The organism is Halopseudomonas pertucinogena (genome assembly GCF_014646575.1).
GTDB lineage: Bacteria > Pseudomonadota > Gammaproteobacteria > Pseudomonadales > Pseudomonadaceae > Halopseudomonas > Halopseudomonas pertucinogena.
The window spans coordinates 152852-176830 of sequence record NZ_BMNN01000005.1; the positions used below are offsets into that span (position 1 = coordinate 152852).

Here is a 23979-nt window from a genome sequence, read left to right on the forward strand (position 1 = left end):
GCAAAGCCAGGGTTTCGTGCAGGTGTTCAAGAATTTGCTGTCTCGCGCCCCATCGGTAGGAGCCCCGACCTCGGGGCGATCGGGCCGCGTCAGCGGCCCCGGGGGCCCGGCACAGTATCGGCGCTGGCCCCTCACTCAGGCTTCACCGCCGAGCGACTGGCCTGACAATACGCACTCACCAGCCGCAACCGCTCCTGCTCCATCTGTTTCCCCAGTTCCGCTCCCTGGTAGCCCTGCTCCAGCAGCCGCTGCACCTGCGCCGAGCGCGCCGCTGCGGCGGCTCCGCGCAGAAAATCGGCTTGCGGATACTCACGTTGTTCCAGCCCGGTCCGCCCGCGGGCGTCGGCTTCGCAGGCGCCGAGAAACTGCTCGAAGCGTTCCGGCCGCCGGTAGATATCGAAGGCGCGAAACAGCTTCATCAGCGTGCCCGGCTTCAGCTCCAGGGCCCGATGGCAGTGGGTGTGATACTCACAGGTGAGCAGCGCCAGCTCCTGACATTCGCGCGGCGCCTTGCTGCGCTGGTTTACCGCCTTGACCGCGGCCAGCCCCTTGCTCTCGTGACCATGGTGTTTCGGCCAGAAACGCTCCGGCGTGCGACCCTTGCCCAGATCATGGAGCAGGCAGGCCCAGCGCGCCGCCAGTGGCAGCTGCATGCGTGCAGCCTGTTGCAGCACCAGCAGCACATGCTCGCCGGTATCGACCTCCGGATGATGGGCCTCCGGCTGCGGTACACCGAACAGGCAGTCGACTTCCGGCAGCAGCTCTGCCAGGGCTCCGCAATCGCGCAGCACCCGGATGAAGACGTCCGGGCGATCTTCCATCAGCGCCCGGCTGATTTCCTTCCAGCTGCGCTCGGGTGTCAGCTCCCGCAGCTCGCCGGACTCGGCCAGCTCGCGCATGAGCTGCAGCGTCTCGTCAGCCACGCGAAAGCCCAGCGGCGCATAGCGGGCGGCGAAACGGGCAACCCGCAGCACCCGCAGGGGGTCTTCGGCAAAAGCCGGCGATACATGCCGCAACAGGCGGTCAGCGATGTCCTGCTGGCCTCCATAGGGGTCGATGATTTTGCCCTGGTCGTCCATGGCCATGGCGTTGATGGTCAGGTCGCGGCGTTGCAGGTCCTCTTCCAGCGTAACCTCGGGGGTGGCATGGAAAGTGAAACCGCCGTAGCCGCGACCGCTCTTGCGTTCGGTTCGGGCGAGGGCGTATTCCTCTCCGGTCTGCGGGTGAAGGAATACCGGGAAGTCCTGGCCGACCGGGCGGAAGCCGAGGTTCAGCAGCTGCTCTGGGGCGGCGCCGACCACTACCCAGTCACGCTCGTGCCAGGGCACGCCAAGCAGCTGGTCGCGCACGGCGCCGCCGACCAGGTAGGTATGGAAGTCTGTTTTCATCGGGCAAGCTTAGGGGGTGAGGTGGGGTTGTCGCAAGATGGCTGGGTTGGCCGGGCGCGCGGTGCGCGCCGATCGCCGCGGGGTCGCGGCTCCCACAGGGAGTGGACAGGGGCCCGTCAGGTAACACGGGAGGTGCATATAGGGTAGGGAACAGCGCGTCTGTGTGAGAAGTTCTGTGTGGGGGCAGGCCGCGGGGCCGCGGCCTCCGGTCAGATGGGTGGGATATTCATGTCGAAGCGGGGCAGTTTCTGTTCTTCGGCCGCTGGGCGGGGCGGCATGTGTTGTTCGTCCCTGAGGGTATCGCCATCCCAGCTCTGCAGATGGATGTCGAAGCCCCACAGGCGGTGCAGGTGCTTGAGCATGCGCTCGGTGGTCTGCCCCAGGGGTTTGCCCTCGTGACGCTGGTGGCGCAGGGTCAGGGAGCGGTCGCCGCGGCGATCCACTTCCCAGACCTGAATATTGGGCTCGTTGTTGCCCAGGTTGTACTGGGCGGCGAGCAGCTCGCGGATGCGGCGGTAGCCGGCGTCGTCGTGGATGGCGGCCACCTGCAGGTGATCGTCCTTTTCGTCGTCGACAATGGCGAACAGCTTGAGCTCGCGGATTACCCGCGGCGACAGGTACTGCAGAATGAAGCTCTCATCCTTGAAGGTACGCATGGCGAACTTGAGGGTTTCCAGCCAGTCGCCACCGGCGATGTCGGGAAACCAGAGACGGTCCTCGGCGGTGGGATTCTCGCAAATGCGGCGGATGTCCTGCATCATGGCAAAGCCCAGCGCATAGGGATTGATGCCGCTGAACCAGTCGCTGTCAAACGGCGGCTGGTAGATGACACTGGTATGGGACTGCAGGAACTCCATCATGAAGCCGTCGGTGACCTTGCCCTCGTCATAGAGGTGGTTGAGCAGGGTGTAATGCCAGAAGGTGGCCCAGCCCTCGTTCATCACCTGGGTCTGGCGCTGGGGATAGAAATACTGCGCCACCTTGCGCACGATGCGCACCACCTCCCGTTGCCAGGGCTCCAGCAGCGGCGCGTTCTTCTCGATGAAGTAGAGCAGGCTCTCCTGCGGCTCGCTGGGATAGCGTGATTCCTGCTGGCGGCGGTCATGGGTGTCGGGGTTGACCGGGATGGTGCGCCACAGGTCATTGACCTGGCGCTGCAGATATTCCTCCCGCTCCTGCTGGCGGCGGCGCTCCTCCTCCGCCGAAATGGGAGCAGGGCGCTTGTAGCGGTCCACGCCGTAGTTCATCAGCGCGTGGCAGGAGTCCAGCAGGTCTTCCACCGCGTCGATGCCGTAACGCTCCTCGCACTGGGTGATGTACTGCTTGGCGAACACCAGGTAATCGATGATCGAGCCCGCATCCGTCCAGCTGCGGAACAGGTAGTTGCCCTTGAAGAAGGAGTTGTGACCGTAGCAGGCGTGGGCGATCACCAGCGCCTGCATGGTCATGGTGTTCTCTTCCATCAGATAGGCGATGCACGGATCGGAGTTGATCACGATCTCGTAGGCCAGGCCCATCTGCCCGCGCTTGTAGTGTTTTTCGGTATGCAGGAAGTGCTTGCCATAGGACCAGTGGTGATAGCCCAGCGGCATGCCCACCGAGGCATAGGCGTCCATCATCTGCTCGGCGGTGATCACCTCGATCTGGTTGGGGTAGGTGTCCAGGCCGTAGATATCGTGGGCGATGCGCCCGATCTCGCGGTCATACTCGCGGATCAGTTCGAAGGTCCATTCCGACCCGCTGGAAATGGGCTGTCGACTCATGTGGCCATCCTCTTCTGGAACAGCTTGCGGAATACCGGATAGATATCACCGGCATCGACAATCTGCTGCTGGGCGAAGCTGTCCGGGAACAGCTCGGCAACCTTCTCGTACTCGTACCACAGGGCCTGATGTTCCCTCGGCGTGATCTCCACGTAGCAGTAATACTGCATGGCGGGCATCAGCTGGCGGACCAGCAGTTCCCGGCAGATCGGCGAGTCGTCGTTCCAGTTGTCGCCGTCCGAGGCCTGGGCACAGTAGATGTTCCACTCCGCCGGCGAATAGCGCTCGGCGATGATCTGCTGCATCATCCGCAGGGCGCTGGAGACGATGGTGCCGCCGGTTTCCCGGGAATAGAAGAATTCCTCTTCATCCACCTCCTTGGCACTGGTGTGGTGGCGGATGAATACCACCTCGATCCGCTCGTAGCTGCGCTGCAGGAACAGGTACAGCAGGATGTAGAAACGCTTGGCCATGTCCTTGGTGGCCTGGGTCATGGAGCCGGAGACGTCCATCAGGCAGAACATGACCGCACGGGAGCTGGGGTCGGGGTGCTTGACCAGCAGGTTGTAGCGCAGGTCGAAGGTGTCCAGGAAGGGCACCTTGTCGATGCGCGCCCGCAGCTGTTCGATCTCCAGCTCCAGCTCGCGGATGTCGATGAGGTTGTCCGGCTGTTGCTGGCGCAGCTGCTCCAGCTCCTTCACCGCCTCGCGCAATCGCGCGCGGCTGCCGCCGGACAGGGCAATGCGCCGCGCCTGGGCGGCGCGCATCGAGCGCACCACGTTGATCCGGGACGGGTTGCCCTGCTGGCTGAACCCGGCACGCACGGTGCGGAAGGTATCGGTCCCGGTCAGGTGGCGCTTGATCAGGTTGGGCAGGGCGAGATCCTCGAACATGAAGTCGAGGAACTCCTCCTGGGTGATCTGGAACACGAAATCGTCTTCCCCTTCACCGCTGTTGCCGGCCTGACTGCCCGCGCCGCCGCCCCCGCCTCCCTCGGGGCGGGGGATACGGTCGCCGGTAGCGAACTCCCGGTTGCCCGGGAACACGCGCGTCTGCCGGCCGCCGGGGCCGTGGTGGAAGATGGGTTCGTCTATATCCCGTGCCGGAATGCTGATCTGCTCACCATGGTCGATATCGGTGATGGAGCGCCGGCCGACCGCCTCTTCCACCGCCTTCTTGATGTGCGCCTTGTAGCGCCGCAGAAAGCGTTGGCGGTTGACCGTGCTCTTGTTCTTGCCGTTCAGTCGACGGTCAATCACATAGCTCATGGGCTTCTCCCGATAACCTCAGACTACTGCGCCTTGCGTACCCGCAGGTACCACTCCGAGAGCAGACGCACCTGTTTCTCGGTATAGCCCCGCTCCACCATGCGGGTGACGAAGTCGTTGTGCTTCTTCTGATCCTCGGTGGATGCCTTGGCGTTGAAGCTGATGACCGGCAACAGATCCTCGGTATTGGAGAACATCTTCTTCTCGATGACCACGCGCAGCTTCTCGTAGGAGAGCCAGGTCGGGTTCTTGCCGTTGTTGTGCGCGCGGGCACGCAGCACGAAGTTCACGATTTCGTTGCGGAAGTCCTTGGGATTGCTGATGCCGGCCGGTTTCTCGATCTTTTCCAGTTCCTCGTTGAGGGCGCTGCGATCGAGGATCTCGCCGGTGTCCGGATCGCGGTATTCCTGGTCCTGGATCCAGAAGTCGGCATACAGCACGTAGCGGTCGAAGATGTTCTGACCGTATTCGCTGTAGGACTCCAGATAAGCGGTCTGGATTTCCTTGCCGATGAACTCGACGTAGCGCGGCGCCAGGTATTCCTTGATGAAGCGCAGGTAGCGCTCGCTGACCTCGGCCGGGAACTGCTCCTGCTCGATCTGCTGTTCCAGCACATACAGCAGGTGCACCGGGTTGGCCGCGACCTCGGTGTTGTCGTAGTTGAACACCTTGGAAAGGATCTTGAAGGCGAAACGGGTGGACAGTCCGCTCATGCCCTCGTCGACGCCAGCGGCGTCACGGTACTCCTGGATGGACTTGGCCTTGGGGTCGGTGTCCTTCAGGTTCTCGCCATCGTAGATGCGCATCTTCGAGTAGACGTTGGAGTTTTCCGGCTCCTTCAGGCGCGACAGCACGCTGAACTGGGCAAGCATCTTCAGGGTGTCCGGCGCGCAGTGGGCGCTGGACAGGGAGCTGTTGGCCAGCAGTTTGCGGTAGATCTGGATCTCGTCGCTGACCCGCAGGCAGTAGGGGATCTTGACGATGTATATCCGGTCTATGAAGGCTTCGTTGTTCTTGTTGTTGCGGAAGGTGTGCCACTCCGATTCGTTGGAGTGGGCCAGGACCACACCGTTGAAGGGCAGTGCGCCGAGGCCCTCGGTGCTGTTGTAGTTGCCTTCCTGGGTGGCGGTCAGCAGCGGGTGCAGCACCTTGATCGGCGCCTTGAACATCTCGACGAATTCCATCAGGCCCTGGTTGGCCCGGCACAGCGCACCGGAATAGCTGTAGGCATCCGGGTCGTTCTGCGGGAATTCCTCCAGCTTGCGGATATCCACCTTGCCCACCAGCGCAGAGATGTCCTGGTTGTTCTCGTCACCCGGCTCGGTCTTGGCCACCGCGATCTGCTGCAGGATCGACGGGTACAGCTTGACCACGCGGAACTGGCTGATGTCGCCGTTGTACTCGTGCAGGCGTTTGACTGCCCAGGGTGACATGATGCTGTTGAGATAGCGCCGTGGGATGCCGTAATCCTCCTCGAGGATGTGGCCATCCTCGGCGGCGTTGAACAGCCCCAGCGGCGATTCGAACACCGGCGACCCCTTGATCGCATAGAAGGGCACCTGCTGCATAAGCGCCTTGAGCTTCTCGGCAATGGAGGACTTGCCGCCGCCCACCGGCCCGAGCAGGTAGAGAATCTGCTTGCGCTCTTCCAGCCCCTGGGCGGCGTGCTTGAAGAAGGACACGATGCGCTCCACCGCATCCTCCATGCCGTGAAAGTCGGCAAAGGCCGGGTAGCGCTTGATTACCTTGTTGGAGAAGATGCGCGACAGACGCGGATCAAGCGAGGTATCGATCAGCTCCGGCTCGCCGATCGCCATCAGTAATCGCTCGGCGGCCGACGCATAGGTCGAAGGGTCGGCCTTGCACAGTTCAAGGTATTCCTGGAGGGACATCTCCTCCTGCTGAACGGTCTCGAAACGATTCTGGAAGTGACTGAATATGCTCATGGCATGACCTCGCTGTTACCAGGGTTGAGGTCCGGGGCTTCCGGGTAGGAACCCACCTGCCACGCAGTGAAGGGCGAAGATCTCGACATGTGCAATCCCCCGTTACCGCTTGTCAGACAAGGCCCGGGAGAAGTGCCGAAGGCAGCTGGGATGCGCTTCGGCCTGCTCCCCTTTTATCGGAAGCCGGCGGACCGGCTCTGCTTTTTCTAATTGCCTTGACTTCAGGATAGTTGCTTTGGGCGAGGGTGACAGGAAAGGGAGAAAATATTTACCTTGAACGGTCAGGGGCGGCACTTGCAGTGGAGCCGCTCACCGGTATCCAGGTTCATCAGCGTCAGCCGGTTGCCCCATACGCAGCCGGTATCCAGCCCATGGATGCCGGGTATCCCGACCTTGCCTTCCAGGGCAGCCCAGTGGCCGAACAGGATCTGTACGTCCGGCTCACGGCGCGGGTGGCGGTACCAGGGGGCATACCCCTTGGGTGGCTCATCGGGGGCGTCCTTGGATTTCAGCTCCAGGGTGCCGTCTGCCTTGCAGAAGCGCATGCGGGTCAGGTAATTGGTGATCAGCCGCAGGCGCGGTGTCCCTTCCAGCTGCGGATTCCAGCGAGCCGGCTCGTTGCCGTACATCTCCGCGAGAAAACCGGGCAGCTGCTGATCGCAGCGCAGGACGGCTTCCACCTCGGCGGCGTACTGGCGGGTCTCCTCGGGGCTCCAGACGGGCGGGATGCCGGCATGGGTCATGATGATATTGCGGCTGCGGTCCAGGTGGGCGAGCGGGCGCTGGCGCAGGTTGGCCAGCAGCTGCTCGCTGTCCGGCGCCTTGAGGATGGGCAGCAGGGTATCGGATTTGCGCAGCCGCGAGCGGTCATGGGCGCAGGCCAGCAGATGCAGGTCGTGATTGCCCAGCACGCTGATGCAGGCATTGCCGAGCCCGTCGATGAAGCGCAGGGTGTCCAGCGAGGCGGGGCCTCGGTTGACCAGATCGCCAACCGACCACAGGGTATCCTGCGAGGGGTTGAACCCGACCTTGTCGAGCACGCATTTCAGGGGCTTCAGGCAACCCTGGATATCACCTACGGCGTAGACGGTCATGGTTCAGCTCGATGGCGGCGCGGTCTGTGGGCGTGCCTGCGCCAGCTGGTTGGCCAGGCGCACCCAGCCGGCCAGATCGACCTGCTCGGGGCGTGTGGTCGGGTCGATACCGACCGCAGCGATGGCATCGGCGTCCATCAGCGGCTTGAGCGTGTTGCGCAGGGTCTTGCGGCGCTGGTTGAAGGCTTCGCGTACCACGATCTCCAGCATCTCCACATCGTCGGCCGGATGCGGCAGGCGGGCGTGGGGGGTCAGCCGGACGATCGCCGAGTCGACCTTGGGCGGCGGATTGAACGCGCCGGGGCCGACGTCGAACAGGTGCTCCACTTCACACCAGTACTGCACCATGATACCGAGCCGACCGTAATGGTTCATGCCGGCGGTGGCAGCCAGCCGCTGCACCACTTCCTTCTGCAGCATGAAGTGCATGTCCGCCACGCAGTCGGCCTGGGACAGCAGGTGGAACATCAGCGGCGTGGAGATGTTGTAGGGCAGGTTGCCGACCACCCGCAGTTTCTCGCCGGGCTGCACCAGGCTGCGAAAGTCGAACTTCAGCGCATCGCCCTTATGCAGGGTGAACAGCGGCTTGTGGCCGAACATGGCCAGCAGACGGGGATGCAGGTCATTATCCAGCTCCACCACATCCAGACGTGCACCGCTGTCGACCAGGCCGGCGGTCAACGCACCCTGGCCGGGGCCGATCTCCACCAGATGCTGACCCTCGCGCGGGCCGATGGCACGCAGGATGCGATTGATGACGCCGTGGTCATGCAGGAAGTTCTGACCGAAACGCTTGCGCGCGCGGTGGGGAGCGAATTCACTCATTGTCTGCTCCGGGCTTCGATCATGCTGATGGCGGTATCCAGCGCGACCCTGAGACTGCCGACATCGGCGCGGCCGGTGCCGGCCAGGTCCAGGGCGGTGCCGTGGTCCACCGATGTGCGGATGATGGGCATGCCGAGCGTGATGTTCACCGCCTGGCCGAAGCCTTTGTGCTTGAGCACCGGCAGACCCTGATCGTGATACATGGCCAGCACTGCGTCCGCGTGGTCCAGATGCTTCGCGGTGAACAGGGTGTCCGCCGGCAGCGGACCTTCCAGAGCCATCCCCTCGCCGCGCAGACGCTCCAGCAGCGGGATGATGATGTCGATCTCCTCCCGACCCAGATGACCGCCCTCGCCGGCGTGCGGGTTGAGTCCGCAGACCAGGATGCGCGGTTCGGCAATGCCGAACTTGTCCTGCAGATCAGCTTGAAGAATGCGGATCACCCGCTCCAGCGACTCGGTGTTGATGGCATCCGCCACTTCACGCAGCGGCAGGTGAGTGGTGGCCAGGGCTACTCGCAGACCGGGGCAGGCCAGCATCATCACCACCTGCCGGGTGCCGGTCTGGTCGGCGAAGAACTCGGTGTGCCCGGAGAACGGCACGCCGGCATCATTGATCACGCCCTTGTGCACGGGGGCGGTCACCACGGCGGCGAACTCACCGTCCAGGCAGCCCTGGCCGCCCAGGCGCAGGGTCTCCAGGACATAGCGGGCATTCGCCGGGTTCAGCTTGCCGGGCTGGCAGGAGGCCGTCAGCGGCACTGGCAGGACGCTGATCTGTCCGGCCTGCTGGGCGCGGGCCGGCTGTGCGGCGTCGTAGGGCAGCAACTCGATATCCAGGCCCAGCAGGCTGGCGCGCTCGGCCAGCAGGTCGGGGTCGGCAATGATGACGCGTTGATGGGCGCAGGGCTCGGTGGCCAGCTGCAGACACAGATCGGGCCCGATGCCGGCGGGTTCGCCGGCAGTCAGGGCAATGGACAGGACACTCACTTAACTCTTTATCTCTACGTAGGCTTCGTCGCGGATTTCCTGAAGCCAGGTCTGCAACTCTTCATCGAACTTGCGGTTCTGCAGCAGATTGCGGGCCTGCTGCTCGCGCATCTCGTCGGTCATGTCCACTTCCCGCTGATCCATGACCTGCAGGATGTGCCAGCCGAACTGGCTCTGGAACGGAGCGGACACCTGGCCCTGGGGCGTTGCCACCATCATCTCGCGGAATTCCGGGACCATGGCGTCGGGCATGACCCAGTCCAGCGAGCCGCCGTTCAGCGCCGATCCGGGGTCCTCGGAGAAGGCGCGGGCCAGGTTCTCGAAGGACTCGCCGTTGCCGATCCGCTCGTACAGGCGCTGAATCAGCTGGGCCGCTTCTGCCTCGCTGCGGATCTCGCTGGGCTTGATCAGGATGTGGCGAACCCGGTACTCGTTGACCATCAGGTTGTCGCCACCACGCTTGTCCAGCAATTTCAGGATGTGATATCCGGCAGGGGAGCGCAGGGGCGGAGTGATACCGCCGACGCCCACCTCGTCGACTGCATTGACGAAGGCGGGGGGCAGCTGCACCGCCTTGCGCCAGCCCAGCTCGCCGCCTTCCAGAGCGTGCTCGCCACCGGAGCGGCTGACCGCGAGGCTGGTGAAGTCGGCACCGGCCTGCAGCTCACGGTAGATTTCATCGGCGGCCTCGGACTGACGGCGCGCCTCCTCGCTGGTCGCATTCTCCGAAACCGGCAACACGATCATGGCCAGGCGGTAGTCCGCGGCGGTCTGGTAACGGCCCATCTCCGAATTGAGGAAGTTGCGCACTTCCTGGTCGCTGACCTGGATGCGCTCGGCAACCCGGCGCTGGCGGACCCGGTTGATGATCAGCTCGCGGCGAACCTGCTCGCGGGCCAGGCCATAATCGATGCCGTCGCGCTCCAGTGCGGCGCGGAACTGCTCCAGGGTCACCCCGTTACGCTCGGCCAGTTGCGCCATGGTCTGGTTCAGGGTGCCTTCATCGATCTGGATGCCGGCCCGCTCGCCCATCTGCAGCTGGATGCTTTCCAGTACCAGGCGGTCCAGCACCTGGTTGCGCATGACCTCGTCCGAAGGCAACTCGCCGGCGCCACGCTCGGCCAGCTGGGCACGGATGGTGTTCATCCGCTGCTCGACCTGGCTGGCCATGATCACGTCGTTGTCGACGATCGCAGCGACCCGGTCCAGTTCCACCATCTGGGCCTGGATGCCGGTACTGAGCAGCAGCCCGGCGCAGAGGCCGATGAGTTTCGGATGTAGCTTAAAATGCATTGGATTCTCGCTCTCGGTAACCGGTAATGCTCTCTTCAAGCAGCGTTTCCATGCTGCCGCCGGCAACATTGCCGAGGCCCTTGAAGACAACCTGCAGGAAAATACCCCGATCCGGCTCGTCGTTGAGGCGCGGGTTGAGGCTGGTTTCATCGTAGTCGATCCAGTAGCGGTTGATCACCCGCAGCTTCCAGCAGCAGCTGTCATACTCGAAACCGCCGAAGGCTTCCACGGTGCGGTTGCGGCCATAGTCACGCTGCCAGCGGCCGATCAGGCTCCACTGGTTGGAGACCGGCCACATGAAGGAAATGTCATGCTGGTCGGTCTTGTAGTAGTTGGCGATGTAGTCCGGGTCGCCGGGCTGGCCGTAATCCGGGTTGGTGGTCCAGATACCCTGATTGCGGTCGAAACGCATGGTCTCGTTGCGATAGCGGTAACCGACGTTGAGGATCTTGCGCGGGTTGTCCGCCGGCTGATAGTGCCACATGGCGCTGCCGCTGCGGGTCTCGCTCTGGTCGGTATCCCAGTTGAAGGTCGAGGTGAAACGCCAGTCTTCGTTGTGACGGTACTGATAGACCAGCGCAACCGGTGATTCCGACGATTGGGCTTCACGGCGGTCGCGGTAATCGATACCGCGCAGCTGGACTTCACGGTCCCGGAAATAGTAGGCCTGACCGATGCTGAAGGTCTGCCGCTCCACTCCCCTGGAGTCGATCCAGCGGTTGGTCAGCCCCAGCGAGATCTGGTTGGCATCACCGATGCGGTCCCGGCCGGAAAAGCGGTTGTCCCGCCACAGCGAGGCATAGCTGAAGGCCGGCTCGCTGCTGTCGAAGATCGGAATGTCACGCTGATCTTCCTCTGGCACGTACAGGTAGAACAGCCGGGGCTCCAGGGTCTGGTTGTAGGTCTGACCGAACAACTGGGTGGGGCGGTCGAAATACAGCCCGCTGTCGACACTGAAGATCGGCACGCTGCGATCCTGGTTGCTGTCGAAGCTCTCGTAGAAGACCCCGTCCCTCTGGCCCAGAGTGGTCCGCCCGGTGTTGTCCAGCGACAGGTCGTAGCGTGTATAGGCGTACTTGGCGGTCGGCTTGACGAAGCCCCAGTCCCAGTCCAGGGGCAGGCTGACACTCGGCTCCAGGTGCAACCGCTCGCCCTCGGCACGGGTCAGCCCGGTGAGACGGTCGTCATACCAGCGGTGTGCCGGGGTGCCGGTATTGCCGTCACGGTCCGTGGTGAAACCACTCATGAGATCGCGCTTGAAGCTGACGAACTCCGTGCCGTAGTCAAAGCGCAGGCCGCCGGGCTGATAGGGCAGGGTGCCGTTCAGGGTCAGCTGCGGCAGGCGCTCGTAGGGTGTGATGTCGGTGATGGTGGCACGTTCGAAGGCCTGTACATTCAGCGCGGCACGGTAGTGGTTGCCCTGCCAGGCGAGACTGCCCCGCTGGTCGAGAAAGTCGCCCTGATTGATGCCGAGGAAGGTGTCCAGGTCCTGGAAGTAGTAGTAATCGCTGATGTCGGTGTAATCCACCTCGCCGCGCAGGCGCGGGGTGAAATCCGTGACATGCTGCCAGCTGTACATCCAGCGCTGGTCTTCATAGCCCGACTGCAGCTCGCGCTCGTCCTCCCTGTCGTCCAGGACGGACGCGCCGATCTGCCCCTCGCTGCGCGGTGTCAGATAGCGGAATTCGCCTTCGAGTTGCAGGCCCCGATCGGTCATCAGTGTCGGGTACAGCGTGGCGTCGTAGTTCGGCGCCAGGTTGAAATAGTAGGGCTGGGTGTACTCGGTGCCCGAGTCGCTGCTGTAGGACAGGCTCGGTACCAGCAGGCCGCTCTGGCGGCGGTCGTCGATCGGGAAGTAGATGTAGGGCGTATAGAACACCGGGAAGTCCTTCACCCTGAGTGTCACATGCCGCGCTTCACCCCAGCCCTTCTCCCGGTCCAGCTCGATGTCGTCGCTGTGCAGGCTCCACGCGTTGCTGCCGGGCTCGCAGGTGGTGTAGGAGCCGTCGGTCATCACGATGACCGCATCATCCCGGCGCCGCAGGCTGTCGGCGGTGCCGCGGGCACTGGCCTCATGCACGACATAGCGCACGCTGTTGACCCTGGCTTCGCCGGTATCCACATGCATCTCGGCGTCGTTGCCCAGCACCAGCACGCCCTGATCCCGCAGCCGCACGTTACCTTCCAGACGGACCAGATTATTGTTCCGGTCGTAGCTGGCCTGGTTGGACTGGGCCTGCAGGCGCCCCTGACGCAGCACCACATCCCCTTCCAGGGTGCCGGTGTCGCGGTTCTGCTCAAAGCTGCTGGAGTCGGCGGTGGCATAGATGGGCAGCTCGTCGAACGGCGTGTCGTCGTCGTAGCCGATGCGTTCGGGCTCGATGTAGTCACCGCCGCAGTAGGGGGCTATGGCTGCCCGCTGGGCTTCGCTCAGCCGGTCCCGGGGTACCCAGTCCAGTTCGCTGAAGTCCACTTCGGCGGCGCGCTCCGCATCCTCACGCGCTGCCCGCTGGCTCGGCGCCTGGACGGTTGCCTCCACTGCAGGCTCGTCACTGCGAACCACCGGTTTGTCCGGGCGCGGAGGAAGCTTGCCGGTGGTCTCAAGCGGGTTGCAGACCCAGCCGCCGTCGGCGCCGGGGCGGCATTCGACCTGGTTGGCAATGGTGCTGACGGGTTGTGCCAACAGCAGTCCACTGGCGAGCAACAGGGGGAGCTTGGGGCGAAACGGAGGTTTTGCGTTGAGCATTATAATTATCCGGTCTTCCAGTCGGCGTGCAGGCTCGCTAGGTGAACGGCGAGGCAATTTGCAATATGGGTGCTGTTTCTGAATAGAGATCGTGGATAATAAAGCATTGTTGGCCGCCAGAGCCAGCGCTGGCACCAAGGCATCGAGGAACCGAATTGATGGATGCGAGACAGCAACTGTTGCAGGACTGGCTGCCGTCGGCCCTGGCCCGGGCTCACCGGCAGAAGGGATGGGGAGAAGTGCGCAGCGCGCGCCTGCTGCCCGCCAGTACGGACGCCAGCTTCCGGCGCTACTTCCGCTGGTCCGATGGCGAGCGCAGCCTGATCATCATGGATGCGCCGCCGCCCCAGGAAGACGTGCGCCCCTTCCTGCGCATAGGCGAGCTGCTGGCCGAGGCCGGTGTGCACACACCGGAGATCCTCGCAGCCGATCCGGACCAGGGTTTCCTGCTGATGGAGGATCTCGGTGCGCGCACCTATCTGGAGAGTATCCAGGACGGCATCAGTGCAGAGCAGTTCGAGCACATGTTCACCGGGGCCATCGAGGTGCTGGTGCGCTGGCAGGCCCGCAGTCGGCCCGGGGTACTGCCGGAGTATGACGAGGCGGTGCTGCGTCGCGAGCTGCAGCTGTTTCCCGACTGGTACGTCGGTGAGCACCTGCAACGCCGATTCAGTGCGGCGGAACAGGAGGATTGGGATGCTCTCTGCCGCGTACTTCTGGCGAGCCATCTGGCCGAGGGCCAGGTGTTCGTTCACCGGGACTACATGCCGCGCAACCTGATGACCTCGGCGGGGGAGCCGGGGGTGCTGGACTTCCAGGACGCACTGTACGGGCCCGTCAGTTACGACGTGACCTCCCTGTTTGCCGACGCCTTCTTCAATCTGCCCGTCGAGCAGCGGGAGGCATGGGTCAGGCGTTATTGGGAAGCGGCACTGGCCGCCGGTGTGCCGGTGCCCGATGACTTCCAGACATTCATCAGCCAGTCGCGGTTGATGGGCGTGCAGCGCCACCTCAAGGTGCTGGGCATCTTCGCCCGTATCCGCTATCGCGACGGCAAGCCACGCTACCTGGAAGACGCTCCGCGCTTCATCGGTTACCTGCGTGATGCCTGCGAGCGAGAGGCGCGACTGGCGCCGTTGCAACGGCTGCTCGACGGGCTGGAGCTGTAGGCCATGAAAGCCATGATCCTCGCTGCCGGCAAGGGCGAGCGGATGCGACCGCTGACCCTGCATACACCCAAGCCGTTGTTGCCGGTGGCCGGCAAGCCGCTGATCCAGTGGCATATCGAAGCGCTGCGCAGGGCCGGTATCGACCAGTTGGTGATCAATCACGCCTGGCTGGGCGAGCAGCTCGAGGAAGCCTTCGGTGACGGCTCGGCGCTGGACGTGTGCATCAGCTGGTCAGCCGAGGAGCAGCCGCTGGAAACGGCTGGCGGCATTGTCCGCGCTTTGCCATTACTTGGCTCCGAGCCCTTTCTGCTGGTCAACGGCGACATCTGGTGCGACGTCGACTTTGCCGACCTGCGGCTGCCCCCGGGCAAGCTTGCCCATCTCGTTCTGGTGCCCAACCCGCCGTTCAAGCAGGGCGGCGACTTCCTGCTGGAAGGTGGCGCAGTGAGCAATCCCACCGACGACGAGCGGGGCCGGGCGCAGACCTTCAGCGGCATATCGGTTCTGTCCCCGATTCTTTTCGAAGGGCTCCCCGGGGGGCCGCGGCCGCTGGCACCCCTGCTGCGGACGGCGGCTGACCAGGGTTTGGTCAGCGGTGAGATCCACGCCGGGCAGTGGATCGATGTGGGCACCCCGGAGCGCCTGCAGCAGGCCAGCATCCAGGCCGAGCGGGGCTGACATGGTCTGGCCGCTGACCCTCCTCGGTGTGGTGCTTGGTGGCTTCATTGCCGGCGTGCCGACGGCCATCCTCGGCGGCGTACTGGGTCACGCGCTGGATCGGCACTGGCGGCTGGCGCGATGGTCCGATCTGCTGTTGCGGCTGGGAATGCGCCCCGGCTTCGAGCAGATGTTGTTCCAGTGCCTGGGCCGGGTGGCCAAGGCGGACGGTCGGGTCACCGAGCAGCATCTTCAGCTGGCGCGTGAACTGATGCAGCAGTATCGGTTGAACGAGGGGCAGCGGCTGGCGGCGATGGCTGACTTCAATACCGGCAAGGCGTCTGGTGCCGCCATGGAGCGACGCCTTCGCCGAGTGTTCCGCCAGCAGCCGCAGCGCAGCGCCGAGCTGCTGGATGGGTGCTGGCGCATGGCATTGGTACAGCCACGCCATGGCGAGGCCCTGCAGCTGCTGGAAAAGTGGGCCCAATGGGCCGGCCTGGGCAGGGCCGAGCAGCAGCGGCTGCGCCAGCGTCACCAGCGGCGCCCCGCCAGCGGCTCGGCTGCGGTCCCGACCACCAGCAGACTGCAGCAGGCGGCGACCCTGCTCGGTGTGGAGCTGAACAGCAGCCCGGAACAGATCAAGCGGGCCTACCGGCGCATGCTCAGCCGCTATCATCCGGACAAGCTGGTGGCCTCCGGAGCCAGCCCGGCCGAGCTGGCCACCGCCAGCGAGCGGGTTCATCAGATCCAGCAGGCCTACGAGCGGCTGCGCCGCTACCACGGCATTCGCTGACCGCGGTCCCACAGCAGGGCTCCAGCGGGTTAGAATGAGCAGGTTCCGATCATCCCCCTGAGGTCTGTCATGCCTGATTACGCTATTGCCCCCTCCATCCTGTCCGCCGATTTCGCTCGCCTGGGTGAGGAGGTCGACCGGGTGCTGGAGGCAGGTGCCGATATCGTCCATTTCGATGTAATGGACAACCACTATGTCCCCAACCTCACCATAGGTCCGATGGTCTGCGCGGCGCTGCGCAAGTATGGCGTGACGGCGCCGATCGATGTGCATCTGATGGTGCGCCCGGTGGATCGACTCATCGGCGACTTTCTCGAGGCGGGCGCTTCCTATATCACTTTCCACCCCGAGGCCAGTGATCACGTCGACCGCTCGCTGCAGCTGATCAAGTCCGGTGGTGCCAGAGCCGGTCTGGTATTCAACCCCGCCAGCTCGCTGGATGCGCTGAAGTATGTGATGGACAAGGTCGACATGATCCTGCTGATGAGCGTGAATCCCGGTTTCGGCGGGCAGAAATTCATCCCCGCCACGCTGGACAAGGTACGCGAAGCCCGGGCGTTGATCGACGCCAGCGGCCGCGACATCCGTCTGGAGGTGGACGGCGGCATCAATACGCAGAACATCCGCGAGATTGCCCAGGCCGGGGCCGATACCTTTGTTGCCGGTTCGGCGATTTTCAATGCGCCGGACTATAGGGCGGTGATCGACCAGATGCGCGCCGAGCTCGCCCAGGTCAGCCGCTGACATGCTTGCAACGCTGTTCGGCGGCGGGCTGCCGCAGCTGGTGATGTTCGACCTGGATGGCACGCTGATTGATTCGGTGCCGGACCTCGCGGCAGCGGTTGACCAGATGCTGGCAATGCGGGGCAGGCCGCCCGCAGGCGTCGAGCGGGTGCGTGAATGGGTCGGCAATGGCTCGCCCATGCTGGTGCGCCGGGCGCTGGCGGGTTCGATCGAACACGAAGGGGTGGATGACGACGAGGCCGCGCTCGCACTGCAGGACTTTCTCCGGGCATACGATGGCAGCCACGACGCCACCACCGTGTATCCCGGCGTGAGCGAGCTGCTGCAATGGCTGCGCAGCCGCAGCGTCAGGCTGGCAGTGATCACCAACAAGCCGGAGCGCTTTGTCGCTCCGCTGCTGGAAGAAAAGGGGCTGGGGAGCTTCGACTGGATCATCGGTGGCGACACTCTGCCGGTGAAGAAGCCGGACCCCGCCGGCCTGATTCGGGTGATGCAGGAGGCTGGGGTCGCCCCGCAGCACAGCCTGTTCGTCGGTGATTCGCGCAACGATGTGCAAGCGGCCAGGGCCGCCGGTGTGAAGGTGGTAGCGGTCAGCTACGGCTACAACCATGGCCGGCCCATCGAAGAAGAGCAGCCGGACCTGCTGGTTGATTCACTCGATGCGCTCATATAGTCTTGAACAGTTACTTCAATCGATGGATCAGCCCGTGTTTGTCAGCAACCGCATACTGATGGGAATGATGAAGGCGCTCGCCCGCTGGCGTTGGCGTACCTGAAATTCTCCTGCCTGCCGTCTGCGCAGGCCCTCGGTTTGTGTGTGACAACTACCCGCCCGTGAGGCTGATCATGACCCAAGAAGAATTTCTCCGCCTGGCCGCCCAGGATCATAACCGCGTACCCGTAGTCCGTGAGGTGCTGGCGGATATGGATACCCCGCTGTCCATCTATCTGAAACTGGCGGATGCGCCTTATTCCTATCTGCTGGAGTCGGTACAGGGAGGCGAGAAGTGGGGGCGTTACTCGATCATCGGCCTGCCGGCGCGCACGCTGTTGAAGGTCCATGGCCACACCGCCAGCGTGCAGGTGGACGGGGTCGAGACCGAGTCCCATGAGTGCGAGGATCCGCTGGCCTTTGTAGAGCAGTTCAAGGCCCGTTACCGGGTGCCGGATGTGCCCGGTCTGCCGCGCTTCAACGGTGGGCTGGTGGGGTATTTCGGCTACGACTGTGTGCGCTACGTCGAGCCTCGCCTGAGCCGGTCACCCAATCCCGACCCGCTGGGCAATCCGGACATCCTGTTGATGGTGTCCGACGAGGTGGTGGTATTCGACAACCTGGCGGGCAAGCTGCACGTCATCGTGCTGGCGGACACCGCCGCTGGTATTGCCGCGGGCACCGCGTGGGAGCAGGCCAATCAGCGGCTGGATGATCTGCTGGGGCGCCTATCCGCCCCCTTCACGCCGCGCCCCGGGCTGAATCTCGCCGGCGCTGCCGGGCGCGAGCCGGAATACCGTGCCAGTTTCACCCGCGAGAACTATCAGGAAGCGGTCAGGCGGATCAAGGACTACATCCTCGCCGGTGACTGCATGCAGGTGGTGCCCTCGCAACGCATGAGCATCGATTTCACCGCCGCCCCCATCGATCTCTATCGCGCCCTGCGCAGCCAGAACCCCACGCCCTACCTCTATTTCTTCAACTTCGATGATTTCCATGTGGTAGGCAGTTCCCCCGAAGTGCTGGTCCGGGTGGAGGACGGCGAGGTGACGGTGCGGCCCATCGCCGGAACCCGTCCCCGTGGCGCCACCGAAGAGGAAGACCTGGCGCTGGAGCGGGACCTGCTGTCCGATGCAAAGGAGCTTGCCGAGCACCTGATGCTGATCGACCTGGGGCGCAACGACGTTGGTCGGGTCGCCGAGATCGGCCGGGTGCAGGTGACCGAGCAGATGGTCATCGAGCGCTACTCCAACGTGATGCATATCGTGTCCAATGTGCAGGGGCGCCTGCGCCCTGAGCTGACGGCGATGGATGCGCTGCGGGCGATCCTGCCGGCGGGTACGCTCTCCGGTGCGCCGAAGATCCGTGCCATGGAGATCATCGACGAGCTGGAGCCGGTCAAGCGCGGCGTCTATGGTGGGGCCGTCGGTTACTGGGCATGGAATGGCAACATGGACACCGCCATCGCCATCCGTACCGCAGTGATCAAGCACGGCGAGCTGCACGTTCAGGCCGGTGCCGGCATCGTCGCCGATTCGGTTCCTGAGACCGAGTGGGAAGAGACCATAAGCAAGCGACGTGCCATGTTCCGTGCGGTGGCGCTTGCCGAACAGACCATGGAGTGAGGGAGCGTCATGTTACTGATGATCGACAACTACGATTCCTTCACCTGGAATCTGGTGCAGTATTTCGGCGAGCTGGGAGCCGAGATCAAGGTGGTGCGCAACGACGAACTGACCGTGGACGAGATCGCCGCGCTGCGGCCCGAGCGCATCGTCATATCGCCAGGCCCCTGCACGCCCAGTGAAGCCGGCGTGTCGGTCGAGGTGCTGCAGCACTTCGCCGGCAAGCTGCCGATCCTTGGAGTGTGCCTGGGCCACCAGAGCATCGGCCAGGCCTTTGGCGGTGAGGTGATCCGCGCCCGTCAGGCGATGCATGGCAAGACCAGCCCGGTGCACCACCGGGAAGAGGGCGTTTTCCGCGGGCTGGCCAACCCCCTCACTGTCACCCGCTACCATTCGCTGGTGGTCAGTCGGGACAGCCTGCCGGATTGCCTGGAAATCACCGCCTGGACGCAGCATGCCGACGGCTCGATGGACGAGATCATGGGCCTGCGCCATCGCCAGTACATGATCGAGGGGGTGCAGTTTCACCCCGAGTCCATCCTCAGCGAACAGGGCCATGAACTACTGGCCAACTTTCTCAAACAGCAGGGCGGAATGCGCAGCTGAAGATCAGGAGAGACTAAATGGATATCACCACAGCACTGGCACGGGTCGTCAGCCATATCGACCTGTCCACCGAAGAGATGCAGGACGTGATGCGGCAGATCATGACCGGCCAGTGCACCGATGCGCAGATCGGCGGCATGCTGGTCGCGCTGCGCATGAAGAGCGAAAGCCTGGACGAGATTACCGGCGCGGCCCTGGCCATGCGCGAGCTGGCGTCCAGCGTGGCCATTCCGGGTGATCACCTGGTCGATACCTGCGGCACCGGCGGTGATGGTGCGAACATCTTCAACGTGTCCTCTGCGGCGGCTTTTGTCGTGGCAGCGGCCGGCGGCCAGGTTGCCAAGCACGGCAACCGGGCGGTATCCGGCAAGAGCGGAAGCGCCGACCTGCTGGAAGCGGCCGGCATCAATCTCGACCTGACCCCCGAGCAGGTGGCACGGTGTGTCGAGCATGTAGGCGTCGGCTTCATGTTTGCACCTGCGCACCATGGGGCGATGAAGCACGCAGTCGGCCCCCGCCGCGAACTGGGCATGCGGACGCTGTTCAACATGCTCGGGCCGATGACCAACCCGGCCGGGGTCAAGCACCAGGTGATCGGTGTGTTCAGCCAGGCGCTGTGCCGGCCGATGGCCGAGGTGATGGGCCGCCTGGGCAGTGAACATGTGCTCATCGTGCACTCGCGCGATGGCCTGGATGAGATCAGCCTGGCGTCCCCCACGCACATCGCTGAACTCAGGGACGGCAAGGTCACCGAGTATGAAGTCAGCCCGGAGGATCTGGGAATCAAGAGCCGCAGCCTGATCGGCCTCACCGTGGACGGCCCCGAGGCTTCGCTGAAGCTGATTCGCGATGCGCTCGGCAAGCGTGAGACCGAGAATGGCGAAAAGGCTGCGGACATGATCATCCTCAACGCCGGCGCTGCGCTCTACGCGGCCGACGTCGCCTCCACCCTGAAGGAGGGCGTGGAGCTGGCATCCGATGCGTTGTATTCCGGCATGGCCCGGGAAAAGATGGCCGAGCTCGCCTCGTTCACCGAAATCTTTCGCGAGGAGGCGCAGCAGAAATGAGCCTGCCAACCATTCTGGAAAATATCGTTGCCCGCAAGTACGAAGAAGTGAAGGAAAACCGTGCCCGGACGAGTCTGGATGAACTGCAACGGCTGGCCGCTCAGGCCGGTCCGGTCCGTGGCTTTGCCCAGGCGCTGCGCCAGCGTGCCGAGGCGAAGACCCCGGCGGTGATTGCCGAGGTGAAGAAGGCCTCGCCGAGCAAGGGCGTCATTCGCGAGAACTTCAATCCGGCCGAGATCGCCGTCAGTTATCAGCAGGGTGGCGCCGCCTGCCTCTCGGTGCTCACGGACATCGATTTCTTCCAGGGCAGCCCGGCCTATCTCCAACAGGCCCGCGCCGCCTGTAACCTGCCGGTGATCCGCAAGGATTTTCTGGTGGATCCTTATCAGGTAGTCGAAGCCCGGGCCATGGGAGCCGACTGCGTGCTGCTGATCGTGGCTTCGCTGGCAGACGGGCAGATGGCGGAGCTGAACGCCACCGCGATTGAGCATGGAATGGATGTGCTGGTGGAGGTGCATGACCGCGCCGAGCTGGATCGTGCCCTGCAGCTGGATACACCGCTGGTCGGCATCAACAACCGGAACCTCCACGATTTCGAGGTATCGCTGGATACCACCCTCGATCTGCTGGAGAAGATACCTGCCGACCGTCTGGCCGTTACCGAAAGCGGTATCCTCAGCCGCGCCGATGTGGAGCTGATGCTGGACAACGGCGTCTACAGCTTCCTGGTCGGTGAGGCTTTCATGCGTGCGCCTGACCCGGGTGCCGAGCTCAAGCGGCTGTTCTTCCCCAGCTGACCGCTGCGGCAGAGCTGACACCCGTCGTGGGTGTCAGCCGTGCCCCCATTTCTGACTTGTTCCGCCCTTTCCGCTCGAAAACATCTGTTTTACTGATCAATATGAGCCATTATTTGCGCTTTTAGTGTCTGATATCAGATGTATGATGGCCGCACCAACTGACAAGGAGCGCCTCAATGCAGTGGAAAAATACGCGCAGCGGCTATGGCCTGGTGGCGATCGCGCTGCACTGGCTGGTCGCGTTGACGGTGATCGGGCTCGCCATCCTGGGTCTGTGGATGGTGGATCTGAGTTATTACAGCCCCTGGTACCGCAGCGCGCCTTTCTGGCACCGGAGTGTAGGACTGGCGTTGTTCGCCGTGCTGCTGTTGCGAATGTTCTGGCGTTGCTTCAACCCACGCCCGGGCCAACTACCCAACCACAGGCGCTGGGAGCTTAACCTGGCGGCGCTGGTCCACGGATTGCTGTATTTCCTGCTGTTCGTGATCGTAATCAGCGGTTACCTGATCTCCACGGCCACAGGGCAGGGGATCAGCTTCTTCGGCTGGTTTGAGGTGCCGGCCACGTTGACCGGGCTCCCCGCTCAGGCGGACCGGGCCGGAGCCGTTCACTACTGGGCTGCGATCCTGGTGCTGGGGCTGGCTGCATTGCATGCACTGGGTGCGTTGAAACACCACTTCATCGACCGTGATGACACGCTGCGCCGTATGCTCGGTCTGCGGTCGCGACAACTGAACTCTTCAAAGGAGAAGCAAGCATGAAAAAGATCATTTCCGGTATCGCGCTGGGTGGTTTGATGGCCGTTTCCGGTTCGCTGTTCGCCGCTGACTATGCAATCGACAAGGAAGGCCAGCACGCCTTCATCAACTTCAAGACCGGGCATATGGGCTTCAGCATGCTGCACGGCCGCTTCAACGACTTTGACGGTTCCTTCAGCTGGGATGCCGACAAGCCGGAAGAGAGCAGGGTCGAGGTGGTCATCAACACCGCCAGTATCGATTCCAACCATGCCGAGCGTGACAAGCATCTGCGCAGCGCAGACTTCCTCAACGTGGACAAGCACCCGCAGGCGACCTTTGTTTCCACCGGCGTGGAAGTGACCGGTGAGGACACTGCGAAGGTCACTGGCGACTTTACCTTCAACGGTGTGACCAGGCCGGTGGTGATCGACGCCCGCTTCATCGGTGAAGGCGAGGACCCCTGGGGCGGCTATCGCGCCGGGTTTGTCGGCACTACCAGCATCAAGCTGGCAGACTACGATGTTTCCATGGACCTCGGGCCGGCTTCTGCTGTGGTCGAGCTGGACCTGACCATCGAAGGCGTCCGCAAGTAAGACGTTGCCGCGATGGCAAAAAAGCGAGCTCCGGCTCGCTTTTTTCATGCCTGCCGATTGCCTCCTGGCGATTCGCTCTGATAGCATCGCAAACAATAACTATTCTCACTCATCGTCTTTTCAGGAGTTGTCATGCTGTCAGCCGTATCCCGTTATGCCGCAGTGTCCTGCGTGTGTCTGAGCATGATGCTGGGCGCCGCTGCCGTTCAGGCTGAGAGCGTGACCATCGCGCATTCCAGCGGCCAGACCGAGGTGGCCGTGCAGCCGCAGAAGGTCGTGGTGCTGGATTGGTCGACACTGGACACCCTGGCTCAGCTGGGCGTGACCGTGGCAGGTATCCCTTCCTCCAACCCGCCTGAGATGCTGAAACAGTACCGCGATGGCCAGTTCATTCGTGCCGGCTCGCTGTTCGAGCCGGACCTGGAAGTGCTGAAGAACACTCAGCCGGAGCTGATCATTCTCGGCCGGCGGGCCCAGGGCAAATATGAAGAAGTGTCAGCTTTCGGCACCACCATCGACCTGACACCGGATCCGAACGATCTGCTGGGCAGCGTTGAGCGCAATACCCTGCTGCTGGGGGAGATCTTCGGCAAGCAGGACAGGGCGGCCGAGCTGGTGGCCCAGCTGAAGGCGTCGGTCGCGGAGCTGCGTCAGCTGACCAGGGAGCAGGGCGATGGTCTGCTGATTCTGACCACCGGTGGCAAGATGGCTGCCTTCGGCAAGGGTACGCGCTTCGGTCTGATTCACGATGTGTTCGGTGTCGAGCAGGCGGTGGATGAGCTGAAGGCCGGCCGCCATGGTCAGTCGGTCTCCTTCGAGTTCCTGCTGGAAGCCGATCCGGACTGGCTGTTCGTCATGGACCGTGATGCTGCCATCGGCCGCGAGGGCACCGCCGCTGCCGAGCTGATGGACAACGAACTGGTTGCCGCGACCAGCGCTGGCAGCAAGGGCCAGATCGTCTATCTGGACCCGGCCAGTTGGTACCTGCTGGATAACAGCGGTATCGGCGTAATGCAGCGCAGCGTTGATGAACTGATCAAGGTGTTCTCCGCTGCTGCTGCGCGCTGAATAGCCCCTCTCTGAAGGCGGCGCTGATACCTTTCCCGCACAGCGGGAATCCAGGGCGGATTCGGGTTCGCGCTGTTCCGTTCGCAGGTTGTTCAG

The 23979-nt window shown here is 63.5% G+C and carries 21 protein-coding genes; 12 read left to right on the forward strand and 9 right to left on the reverse strand.

Going from position 1 to position 23979, the window contains the following annotated elements; all coding sequences use genetic code 11:
- Window positions 1-131: 131 nt before the first annotated feature.
- From IEW63_RS11655 to IEW63_RS11695, 9 genes are all read right to left on the reverse strand, one after another.
- Entirely contained in the window at window positions 132-1388 is a 1257-nt protein-coding gene (locus IEW63_RS11655) for a multifunctional CCA addition/repair protein (RefSeq protein ID WP_188636805.1), read from the reverse strand.
- 209 nt (window positions 1389-1597) lie between these two features.
- Window positions 1598-3151, reverse strand: a complete 1554-nt coding sequence (locus tag IEW63_RS11660; protein ID WP_188636806.1) for a SpoVR family protein — start codon at window positions 3149-3151, stop codon at window positions 1598-1600.
- Entirely contained in the window at window positions 3148-4419 is a 1272-nt protein-coding gene (locus IEW63_RS11665) for a YeaH/YhbH family protein (protein WP_188636807.1), read from the reverse strand. Before IEW63_RS11665 ends, IEW63_RS11660 begins: the two co-directional genes overlap by 4 nt.
- A gap of 23 nt (window positions 4420-4442) precedes the next feature.
- Window positions 4443-6365, reverse strand: coding sequence for a PrkA family serine protein kinase (locus IEW63_RS11670; protein WP_188636808.1), 1923 nt, complete (start codon window positions 6363-6365; stop codon window positions 4443-4445).
- Between the two features lie 281 nt (window positions 6366-6646).
- Window positions 6647-7459 (reverse strand): symmetrical bis(5'-nucleosyl)-tetraphosphatase, encoded by an 813-nt coding sequence (locus tag IEW63_RS11675; RefSeq protein WP_188636809.1) that lies wholly within the window; start codon window positions 7457-7459, stop codon window positions 6647-6649.
- Between the two features lie 3 nt (window positions 7460-7462).
- Complete coding sequence (rsmA, locus tag IEW63_RS11680; RefSeq protein ID WP_188636810.1) at window positions 7463-8284, reverse strand: 16S rRNA (adenine(1518)-N(6)/adenine(1519)-N(6))-dimethyltransferase RsmA; 822 nt, start codon at window positions 8282-8284, stop codon at window positions 7463-7465.
- The gene (gene pdxA, locus IEW63_RS11685) at window positions 8281-9273 is read right to left on the reverse strand and encodes a 4-hydroxythreonine-4-phosphate dehydrogenase PdxA (protein WP_188636811.1); all 993 of its coding nucleotides are present in this window, start codon (window positions 9271-9273) and stop codon (window positions 8281-8283) included. The genes rsmA and pdxA overlap by 4 nt, the downstream gene beginning before the upstream one ends.
- Complete coding sequence (locus IEW63_RS11690) at window positions 9274-10566, reverse strand: peptidylprolyl isomerase (RefSeq protein WP_188636812.1); 1293 nt, start codon at window positions 10564-10566, stop codon at window positions 9274-9276.
- A complete protein-coding gene (locus tag IEW63_RS11695; protein ID WP_188636813.1) occupies window positions 10556-13312 on the reverse strand; it encodes an LPS-assembly protein LptD in 2757 nt (918 codons plus the stop codon). Before IEW63_RS11695 ends, IEW63_RS11690 begins: the two co-directional genes overlap by 11 nt.
- Window positions 13313-13470: 158 nt before the next feature.
- Here IEW63_RS11695 and IEW63_RS11700 point away from each other — a divergent pair, with 158 nt between their 5' ends.
- From IEW63_RS11700 to IEW63_RS11755, 12 genes are all read left to right on the forward strand, one after another.
- Window positions 13471-14481 (forward strand): aminoglycoside phosphotransferase family protein, encoded by a 1011-nt coding sequence (locus tag IEW63_RS11700; protein ID WP_188636814.1) that lies wholly within the window; start codon window positions 13471-13473, stop codon window positions 14479-14481.
- A 3-nt stretch (window positions 14482-14484) separates the two neighbouring features.
- Window positions 14485-15159, forward strand: a complete 675-nt coding sequence (gene murU, locus IEW63_RS11705; RefSeq protein WP_188636815.1) for an N-acetylmuramate alpha-1-phosphate uridylyltransferase MurU — start codon at window positions 14485-14487, stop codon at window positions 15157-15159.
- A 1-nt stretch (window position 15160) separates the two neighbouring features.
- Entirely contained in the window at window positions 15161-15931 is a 771-nt protein-coding gene (locus tag IEW63_RS11710) for a DnaJ domain-containing protein (protein ID WP_188636816.1), read from the forward strand.
- Window positions 15932-16000: 69 nt separating this feature from the next.
- The gene (gene rpe, locus IEW63_RS11715; protein ID WP_188636817.1) at window positions 16001-16675 is read left to right on the forward strand and encodes a ribulose-phosphate 3-epimerase; all 675 of its coding nucleotides are present in this window, start codon (window positions 16001-16003) and stop codon (window positions 16673-16675) included.
- Window position 16676: 1 nt separating this feature from the next.
- Window positions 16677-17348 (forward strand): phosphoglycolate phosphatase, encoded by a 672-nt coding sequence (locus IEW63_RS11720; protein WP_188636818.1) that lies wholly within the window; start codon window positions 16677-16679, stop codon window positions 17346-17348.
- Between the two features lie 173 nt (window positions 17349-17521).
- A complete protein-coding gene (gene trpE / locus IEW63_RS11725) occupies window positions 17522-19012 on the forward strand; it encodes an anthranilate synthase component I (RefSeq protein ID WP_188636819.1) in 1491 nt (496 codons plus the stop codon).
- A gap of 9 nt (window positions 19013-19021) precedes the next feature.
- Complete coding sequence (locus IEW63_RS11730) at window positions 19022-19618, forward strand: anthranilate synthase component II (protein WP_188636820.1); 597 nt, start codon at window positions 19022-19024, stop codon at window positions 19616-19618.
- Between the two features lie 17 nt (window positions 19619-19635).
- A complete protein-coding gene (trpD, locus tag IEW63_RS11735; RefSeq protein ID WP_188636821.1) occupies window positions 19636-20685 on the forward strand; it encodes an anthranilate phosphoribosyltransferase in 1050 nt (349 codons plus the stop codon).
- On the forward strand, window positions 20682-21482 hold the full coding sequence (gene trpC, locus IEW63_RS11740; RefSeq protein WP_188636822.1) for an indole-3-glycerol phosphate synthase TrpC: 801 nt from the start codon (window positions 20682-20684) through the stop codon (window positions 21480-21482). Before trpD ends, trpC begins: the two co-directional genes overlap by 4 nt.
- 176 nt (window positions 21483-21658) lie before the next feature.
- On the forward strand, window positions 21659-22243 hold the full coding sequence (locus IEW63_RS11745; protein ID WP_188636823.1) for a cytochrome b: 585 nt from the start codon (window positions 21659-21661) through the stop codon (window positions 22241-22243).
- Window positions 22240-22815 (forward strand): YceI family protein, encoded by a 576-nt coding sequence (locus IEW63_RS11750; RefSeq protein ID WP_188636824.1) that lies wholly within the window; start codon window positions 22240-22242, stop codon window positions 22813-22815. The genes IEW63_RS11745 and IEW63_RS11750 overlap by 4 nt, the downstream gene beginning before the upstream one ends.
- A gap of 132 nt (window positions 22816-22947) precedes the next feature.
- A complete protein-coding gene (locus tag IEW63_RS11755; RefSeq protein ID WP_229710483.1) occupies window positions 22948-23883 on the forward strand; it encodes a siderophore ABC transporter substrate-binding protein in 936 nt (311 codons plus the stop codon).
- Window positions 23884-23979: the final 96 nt, after the last annotated feature.